An 8,951-nucleotide genomic window follows, 5' to 3' on the forward strand; every position below is an offset into this window, starting at 1 on the left:
GGAGAAAGAAATGAAAAAGATTTTATCAATTATACTAACGCTGGTGGTTCTATCAGGGTGTAAAAAAAACTTACTGGAAACTGCACCTTATTCTGCGGTAGATGCAGAAAAGATGTGGACAACTGATAACCTGACCGATTTGGGAATTACAGGTGTTTACAATGCGCTGCGCTTAGGTATTAATACTTCTGGTGCATCGGGCCTGGAACTTTATCAGTTGGATCGTTTTGGCTTTACCGGGCAAACCAGTGGTTCGGAAGTATTGATGGCAGGAACAATTACCACGGGGAATTCTATGTTTAGTGATACCTGGAAAAATATGTACGAGGGGATTCAGCGCGCCAATGATGCCATTAAAAACATTCCGCTAAAGTCTCCATCTGCCGATGCGAAAAAGAGCAGATATATAGCGGAAGCCAAATTTTTAAGAGCTTATTATTATTTCAGGTTAAATCAACTGTACAAGGGCGTTCCTGTTTATCTGGAGCCATTTTTAGCAGATGAAGCAGTTAAGGGACGTGCTACAGAAGAAGAAGTCTGGACCCAGGTTATCGCTGATTTGACCGCTTGTATTGCAGAGCCAAATCTTCCGGACAGGTATACTGCAGGGAATGCTTCTTATGGTCATATTACAAAAGGTGCAGCTTATGCATTACGCGGTAAGGCTTACTTATATCAGCAGAAATGGGCGTTGGCTGCGGCGGATTTTAGTAAGGTTAAAGATGCGGGTTATGGGTTATTCAACAATTACACCACCTTGTTCAAAACGGCTAATGAGCAAAGTAATGAGATGATTTTCTCTATTCAGAACATTGGTCAGGCGAATGCGGGTTCTACAACACAGTTCTTCTGTGGTACTAGATCTTCTTTTGGGTCTTGCTGGAATACTTACCATGTTTCGCCAAACCTGGTTGATTTATACGAAAATGCGGATGGTTCAAAGTTTAACTGGGAGGCTGTTTTGCCGGGTTATTCTGCCTTGACTGTAGCGCAAAGAGAGGTCTACTTTTTAAGGAATAACCTGACTGCTGCCGAAATTGCTGCGGCAACAACCAGAGGTGCCAAAATGAGTCTTTATTTACCAACGGGTAATGAGGCACGTATTTTACAGGTTTATACGAATCGTGATCCAAGATTAGCAGCAAATGTAATTACTCCTTATTCTACTTATGTGGGTGTATATAGCGGGATCAATGCAACGGTAACTTCGAGATGGCCATACCGTTCAGAGGCGGCTTTAAATGGTGATTTACGGACGGATACACAGAGTTATTTCTACTATTTGTACCGCAAATTTGTGTATGAAGGTGCTTCAGAGACATTGAACAGGTCTTATGGGCCTACAGATTTTCCTATTTTAAGGTATGCTGATGTACTGTTGATGTGGGCAGAAGCATTGAATCAACTGGGGTCTGCTGGTGATGCAATTGCAAAAGTGAATGAGGTGAGAGCTAGAGCAGGTGCGGCTTTGTTGCAAATGGGAAATGGTGGATTGCCGACTTATGTAAGTAGTCAGAGTGACTTAACAGAACGTATCCGGAATGAACGCCGGGTAGAATTCCCGAATGAAGGGATCAATTACTTTGATGAGTTACGCTGGAAGAGTTGGAAAGACAAAGTTTTTTATACGGATAATGGGGTTAAACAGATCTGGGGAAATACGGTTTATCCTTATTCTTTTAAAGGTGATTATATTTATAACTGGCCAGTACCTCAGGTAGAAATAGAGCGGAACCCGAATTTGAAACAAAATACTGGCTGGATTAATTAGATGAAGGGATATCAATTAGTTGTCTTGTTGCTGCTGGGTATAAACCTGGCAGCAAACGGCCAGGAAGTTCCTGTTCCTTACCGGACTATTATGGGAAGGATCAATGCCGATTTGCAAAGCGGTTCTTCGGATACGAAGGCGCTGTCTGCTATCGCTGCTTTAAAAGAAGATGGCAGCTGGCCGGATCTCAATTATGCGAATCCGGATTATGACCCTTTGCAAAGAATTAAAGGGATCGCTATTGCTTATAGTGGGGCAAATCAATTGTATGGTGATACAAATGCTTATAATGCGGTTGTTAAATCTCTTCAGCATTGGCTGAAACTGAACCCTAAAAACAAAAACTGGTGGTACAATGATATCTTTTATCCAAAGATGATTGGTGAAATACTGATTCTGATGCGCTACGGAAAAATACCTTTGCCAGCGGGTATGGAACAGTCTTTAATTGCCAGGATGATCCGGAAATTAAAGACCGGAGATGGCGCGAATACTTCGGATGAGGCTTTGCATTATTTGTACCGGGCTTGCTTAACGGAGCGCAAATCTACCCTGGACTCTGCTTCAACGTATTTATTTGAACCTGTTTCGATTACCGATGGGAAGGAAGGTGTACAAGTGGATAACAGTTATTTTCAACATGGAAAACAGCAGGCAATTGGTAGTTATGGGGCTGTATTTGCCAGTAATTCTGTGAATGCTGCTTTCTATTTAAGAGGTACTGCTTATGCAATGCCTGCTGGTCAGCTGAATATACTCATGACTTATCTGAAGGGTACTTTTTTCAAGACTATCCGTGGTAGTTTCTTTGATTTAAATGTACGTGGCCGGGGAATTAGCAGAAGGGATTCTTTAAAGGGTGCTTTTGGAGGATTAATCACTAAGATTAAAATTTTGAACCCGGAAAATACGGCTTATTGGGATGCTGCTGCCAAACGTATGGCGCTTAAAGAACCTGCTTCTTATGGGATTACACCCGGCAACAGGGTGTATTGGAAAAGTGGGTACACTTTACATATCCGGCCTGCATATACTTTTAGCGTGCAGACTGCTTCGTCCAGAACATTGAGAACGGAAAGGGGAAATAATGAAAATATACTGGGTAAGTTTCTGGCAGATGGTGCAACAAATATCCAGGTACGTGGTGATGAATATGCGAATGTAATGCCTGTTTGGGAATGGGATAAAATTCCAGGGACAACCAGCAGGGATTATTCCAATGATGAAGGAGCTACGATTAAGCATGATTGGGGGATTCCTGGAACAACTGCTTTTGTTGGTGGAGTGAGTAATGGTTTATATGGTCTTTCTGTTTATGCGCAGGATATTGATGGCGTACAGGCCAAAAAGGCGTGGTTCTTTTTTGACAAAGAGATTGTGTGTTTAGGGGCAGGAATCAAAGCTGGGGCCGGGGAAGAAGTAAAGACCACTTTAAATCAGAGCTGGTTAAAAGGGGAGGTTGTTTTGGATAAAGCGCATGCAACACCCGGATGGGTATGGCATGATCATATTGGCTATTTCCTTCCTGAAGGAGGTGCTTTTATTGTGAGCAATCATTTACAAAAAGGCAACTGGTACCGGATCAATCAGTCTCAGTCAAAAGAAGAAATAAGCGGGAAAGTGTTTCAGCTTTCTTTAAGTCATGGGGTTAAACCTTCGGATGGACATTACGAATATATAGTGGTTCCGGGTTTAAAGGATGCAAAGATGATGCGGAACTATAATTTATCAATGCTCAGGATTTTAAGCAATACAGCAGATTTACAGGTTGTAGAACATAAGGGGTTGGATCTTTTACAGTTGGTTTTTTATAAAGGTGGGGTGTTTTTAGGAGGAGATTTCAGTGTTAAAGCAGATAAGGCTTGTACGATTTTGATTGAGGGTTTACATACAGAAAACCCGATTATCAATGTTGCAGATCCTGCGCAGGAGAATACGGCTATACAGCTTGAAGTAAAATTACCAGGGTTAAAAGAAGTGAAGAAATTGAATTGTGTTTTACCGGCAGGCGCACAAAAGGGGGCTACGGCTAGTTGCCGTTTAAACCCTGGACATAATTAAGGATAAAGCTTGAAGTGAAAAGGGATAAGGCTTGAAGTGAAAAGGGATGAACCGAATAAGGCGTAAAAATATTAAAACACCAATATTGGCACAAATGATTAAGTAAAAACAAAAAATAAGATGAAGAAGAAAATCAATTTAATTGCAGGACTACTCTTACTGGCGGGATCTGCCTCTTTTGCGCAGAAATCAGGAACACAATTACAAAGCATGAAGCAATTAATTGATGAACAGTTTAATTTTGCTGTACAACAATATAAAGTTCTGGACAAGAATATCCCTGCTGGTTTAACGCCACAGAGTTATGATGCTAAAAACAATAAACTGGTTGCCTATGATATCAAGTGGTGGTGCAGTGGTTTTTATAGTGGTTCATTATGGTATATCTACGAGCAGACTAAAGATGCAGCAGTGAAAAAGACGGCAGAAAAAGCATTAAAAGTCATTGAACCAAATCAGGATTATAGTGGTAACCATGACCTTGGGTTTATGATGTTCTGCAGTTTTGGGAATGCATACCGGCTCACTAAAGATCCTGCTTATAAAACAATTATTGAAAGATCGGCAGCCTCACTCGCTAAACGTTATCGTCCTGCAATTGAATCCATCCAGTCGTGGGATAAAAATAAATACTGGAAATGTCCGGTAATCATAGACAATATGATGAACCTGGAAATGCTGAATTGGGTGAGTGATAACGGCGGAGATGCAAAGTATAAGGAGATTGCTGTTAAGCATGCCAATACGGCTTTAAAGAATCATTTCAGACCCGATTTTAGTTCTTATCATGTTGTAGATTATGACTTGACAACTGGAAAAGTTAACCGCAAAGCAACCTGGCAGGGAGCTGCTGATTGTTCTGCATGGGCACGTGGACAGGCCTGGGCATTATATGGCTACACGATGATGTACCGGGATACCAAAGATCAAAAGTATCTGTATCAGGCAAAGGGAATTGCTCATTTTATCCTGAATCATCCAAATCTGCCTGCTGATAAAATTCCTTTCTGGGATTTTGATGCGCCAAAAATCCCTTACGCGGAACGTGATGCTTCTGCGGGGGCGATAGCTGCGTCAGCTTTACTGGAACTCGCTCAGTACACAGCAGAAGGTAAAGAGAAAACGGAATTTCTATCTTCGGCAGAAACGATGATCAGGTCTTTGGCAACTCCGGCTTACCGTGCTAAATTGGGCGAAAATGGAGGTTTCCTGTTATTACATAGTACAGGTGCACTTCCTTTGAACAGTGAAATTGATGTACCTTTAGTGTATGCAGATTATTACTTCCTGGAGGCTTTAGGAAGATATAAAAAATGGTATTTATAAATGATTAACCTATATAACCTTATGACTTCTTTCCGTACAAAAGTAATACTATTCTTGTCTTTCCCGATTGTTTTTTCGGCTTCTGCACAGCAGCAGGAGAAGAGCAAACCTACTACAGGTACACAAGACAGACAAGTTTGGGTCAAAGCATTATACAAGATTTCTTATCCTGTGGTTTATAACCTGGCTAATGAAACATTGAAAAAGAAGATGCCTTTGGAAACGGGGCCTAAATATGCTTTGAATCTTAAAAGTGTGACTTATCTGGAAGCAGTAGGCAGAACAATGGCAGGTATAGCACCGTGGCTGGCTCTTCCTGATGACCGTACTGAAGAAGGAAAAATGCGTAAAGAAATGCGTACACTACTTTTAAAAGGTCTAAAGAATGCAGTAAATCCTAAAAGTCCTGATTATTTGAATTTCAGGACTGAAGGTCAGCCGATTGTAGATGCGGCTTATGTGGCTCAGGCTTTTATTCGTGCACCAAAGGCGTTGTGGGAACCTTTAGATAAGGAAACTAAAGCACGCTTTGTGGAAGAGTTTAAGTCACTCAGAGACAGGAGTGGGGCTTACAATAACTGGCTTTTGTTCTCAGGTTTGACAGAAGGTTTTTTATTAAGTATTGGTGAGCAGTATGACCCTGCAAGGGTTCAGTTTGCGGTTAATAAAATGAAGGAATGGTACGTAGGTGACAGTTGGTATAGTGATGGGGAAAAATTCAGTATGGATTATTATAATTCTTATGTGATTCATACAATGCTGGTTGATCTTGAAAAGATTCTGGCTGACCATAAAAAAGCTCCGGTGAGTGATTATGATCAGGCGTTAAAAAGAATGGTCAGATATTCGGAGTATCTGGAAAGGGTTATTTCTCCTGAAGGTACTTATCCGGCTTATGGACGTTCTGTGACTTACCGGACAGCGGCATTTCAGGCGCTGGCCCAGACTGCGTTATTGGAAAAACTTCCAGCTTACGTGAAGCCCGCGCAGGTTCGTTGTGGTTTAACCAAAGTGATCCAGAATATGTTTGATGGAAATCAGAACTTTGATGATAAGGGCTGGCTGGTCTTAGGCTTCAATGGCCATCAGCCCGCGATTGCAGATTATTATACTTCTACAGGAAGTTTGTATATGGCAACTTTAGGTTTTTTAACGCTTGGACTTCCGGCAGATAATGAATTCTGGACCGGGCCTGCAGCTCCCTGGACTTCTTTAAAAGCATGGACCGGACAAGAGGTGGTCAAAGATTACAAAGTAGAATATTAGTAGATTATAGCGTAGCATATTTTGTGTGAAAAAGCCCGGATTGAAGTGCCCCAATAAGTGTCTGACTTTTTTGATACTTCAATCCGGGCTTTTTTATAGTTAGGGCTTGTAAAGCAGCTCAATTAACTGGGTGTCTTTATCTTTTGGTATAGCTTCGGCTTGTTTGAAATAGCTGTCATTTTTGTAAGCTGTCCCTGCAAGCGTCAGTAATCTATATAACTCGCTGGTATTGTAGGGGATAATTTGCTTGCGGTCTTTCGTTTTCTCGCCCATACCATATGGGATTAGCCAATCCAGTGCTTTGTGTATACTTCTTCCATCTGAAGTCTGATAATTCCAGACGTCCACTTCCGCATGTGTTCCGAGCAGGGCCAGATTAAACCAGCCATCGTTCAGGTTCATTGTACTATAACTATAAGCTTTTGTTCTGGCGAGTTCCAATGGTTGTTCGCCTTCTGGTGTAATCTGTAGCGCTATTCTCTCCAGGCTTGCTGTGATGGTCTTTTTGGCCAGCTCTTTTTGGTCTGTAAATAAAGCAAAGGAAACGATCTGGGTATCGTAAATAGTACCGTGATTGTTTTTGGATCTATGTTCGTCTTTCCCGTTTTTGCTGGTTAACATCCAGTCAAGGTATTGTTTATACCAGGTTTTTATACCTTCAGTTTGTGATGCAGTAATTGATTTTGAATTTGCCAGGATTCCTATCCAGTCGGCTAGTTCTACTAAAGAACGACTTTCAATAATACCAATGCCTCTACCATCGTTTACGCCCGGTATAGCTTGTGCGTAATTCAGGTTAGGGTTCATCTTTGTTTCGGGGGCAATAAACCACGCATTCAGCAATTCGCTGGCTTTTAAAGCATATTTTTCCTGACCTGTAAAGTAATAGGCGAGGGCTAAGAATTGACATTGTTCAGTGAGATTGTGTAGAAATACGGCATCGGTTATTTGATGAATAGCGGGATTACGTTCGCCGTCTTTTCTGATATAGGGTTTTCCGTCAGCTTTGGAAGGATCTGGCCAGAAATAAGGCGCCTGGCTCATATAGTCATGTTTTGACCCGCTTGGTGGGGTTGATGATTTATCCATCACCGATTTTGGCTTCGCAGTCAGGAAAGCATCTGCCTTATGAACTACCAGATCTACCAGGGGTTTTACTGCTTTATCTTTTCGCTGATAAGCTTCTTTCTTTGCTTTGAGCTGGTCAGCATTGATTAGAAATAGTTTTGGCGTTTGTGCGAAAGAGAACTGTCCATACAGAACAGCGAGGATCATATAAAAAAACTTGTTCTTCATGCGTGTAAGATTTAGTCACATTTGAATGCTGTGGAAACCAAATGTAGCTAAATCTTATACAAACAAATATTCTTTACTTTTCTTCCCGATGTTCTTCCCGGCGTGCCCTCACTGAACCGTCTTCGCTGGCTCCGGATTTCCAGTAAGAGTAGGCATACAGTTCACTTTGATCCCAGTTTTGTTCTTTACGCAGAAATTGGCGAATGTCTTTTATGGATGAAAATTCGGCTGCTGCATAGCCAAAACGGGTGTTGTGCTTTTGATCGGGTATTTTTGCCGTACGCACAGCATCAGCAAGGAGCGTGTTTTCTCCCGGATGTTCATTGTAAACCCAGTTGATTTGAATGTCTGCGTCAGTTTTTAATTCCTGCTGATCTTCTTTTGTTGGTATTTCAATATAGGCAATCCCGGTTGCGGTAACAGGAAGGGTTTCAAGTATAGCAGCAATAACTGGTATTCCGGTTGCATCGGCGGCTAGCAAATACCAATCTGCTTTTGGATAGAGCACTGATTCTTTTGCTTTCATCAGGATGCCCAGAATATCTCCTGGTTTGGCATTGATTGCCCATGCCGAAGCAGGCCCACTTTCTCCGTGTGCAACAAAATCTATCGTCATTTCCTTTTTTTCCAGATCGATTGCTCTGTGGGTGTAAGTTCTGATGACTGGTTTTAAGTGTTCTGGTGCGTGAGCCCATTCTCCAGTACTGTAATCGAAATCAGGAAAATGAATTTCCTTAACTCCTGCGGGAGGGATAAAGATCTTATTGTTAATCCCGGGGGTAGTCTCTGCGAAAAGAGGCACATCATCTCCGGTAAGGGTGACACGAATATAATTTGGGGTGAGATATATCTTGTTTTTTACGGCTAATACTCCGCGGACAATGGCAGGTAATTCTTTTTTTGTTTCACTCATCGTAGCTTTTCTCTGGTTTACTACGGGTAAAGATATTCTATTTATAATCTTTCTAAATAGATAATGCCAGCTATGACAATTGGATTACATTATAAGTAAAAGCCCTGTCTTTTAAGCAGATTTGACAAAGAACTGTCCAGCATATAGAAGTGATCTATGTTGAGAAGGGGTTGGTAAGGCCAATAGCCTTACCAACCCCTTCTCAACATAGATCACAATACGCTCTGTCCTATACTGAGATTAGTTTACAGTAGAAAGTAGATTACTAATTTATGTTTACCTAGTTTATTACAATTTCCTGCCCTTAGTTTACAATAG

The 8,951-nt window shown here is 41.4% G+C and carries 6 protein-coding genes; 4 read left to right on the forward strand and 2 right to left on the reverse strand.

Annotation, left to right across the window (positions count from 1 at the left end):
* Positions 1 to 10: 10 nt before the first annotated feature.
* The 4 genes from ABIB30_RS18105 (at position 11) to ABIB30_RS18120 (ending at position 6,424) form a co-directional block, all read left to right on the forward strand.
* Entirely contained in the window at positions 11 to 1,771 is a 1,761-nt protein-coding gene (locus ABIB30_RS18105) for a RagB/SusD family nutrient uptake outer membrane protein (protein WP_354304410.1), read from the forward strand.
* On the forward strand, positions 1,772 to 3,832 hold the full coding sequence (locus ABIB30_RS18110) for a polysaccharide lyase family 8 super-sandwich domain-containing protein (protein WP_354304412.1): 2,061 nt from the start codon (positions 1,772 to 1,774) through the stop codon (positions 3,830 to 3,832).
* A gap of 120 nt (positions 3,833 to 3,952) precedes the next feature.
* Positions 3,953 to 5,158: a glycoside hydrolase family 88 protein gene (locus ABIB30_RS18115; protein ID WP_354304413.1), complete on the forward strand. Its 1,206-nt coding sequence runs from the start codon at positions 3,953 to 3,955 to the stop codon at positions 5,156 to 5,158.
* Positions 5,159 to 6,424 (forward strand): DUF2264 domain-containing protein, encoded by a 1,266-nt coding sequence (locus ABIB30_RS18120; RefSeq protein ID WP_354304415.1) that lies wholly within the window; start codon positions 5,159 to 5,161, stop codon positions 6,422 to 6,424.
* 99 nt (positions 6,425 to 6,523) lie between these two features.
* On the opposite strand, the gene ABIB30_RS18125 is transcribed toward ABIB30_RS18120, so the two are convergent.
* Both ABIB30_RS18125 and ABIB30_RS18130 read right to left on the reverse strand, forming a co-directional pair.
* Entirely contained in the window at positions 6,524 to 7,720 is a 1,197-nt protein-coding gene (locus ABIB30_RS18125) for an alginate lyase family protein (RefSeq protein WP_354304417.1), read from the reverse strand.
* Positions 7,721 to 7,793: 73 nt separating this feature from the next.
* Positions 7,794 to 8,633 carry a siderophore-interacting protein gene (locus ABIB30_RS18130; RefSeq protein ID WP_354304419.1) on the reverse strand — a complete coding sequence of 280 codons (840 nt, stop codon included), beginning with the start codon at positions 8,631 to 8,633 and terminating at the stop codon, positions 7,794 to 7,796.
* Positions 8,634 to 8,951: the final 318 nt, after the last annotated feature.

Origin of the sequence: Pedobacter sp. UYP1 (assembly GCF_040547305.1) — a bacterium.
Classification (GTDB): Bacteria; Bacteroidota; Bacteroidia; order Sphingobacteriales; family Sphingobacteriaceae; genus Pedobacter.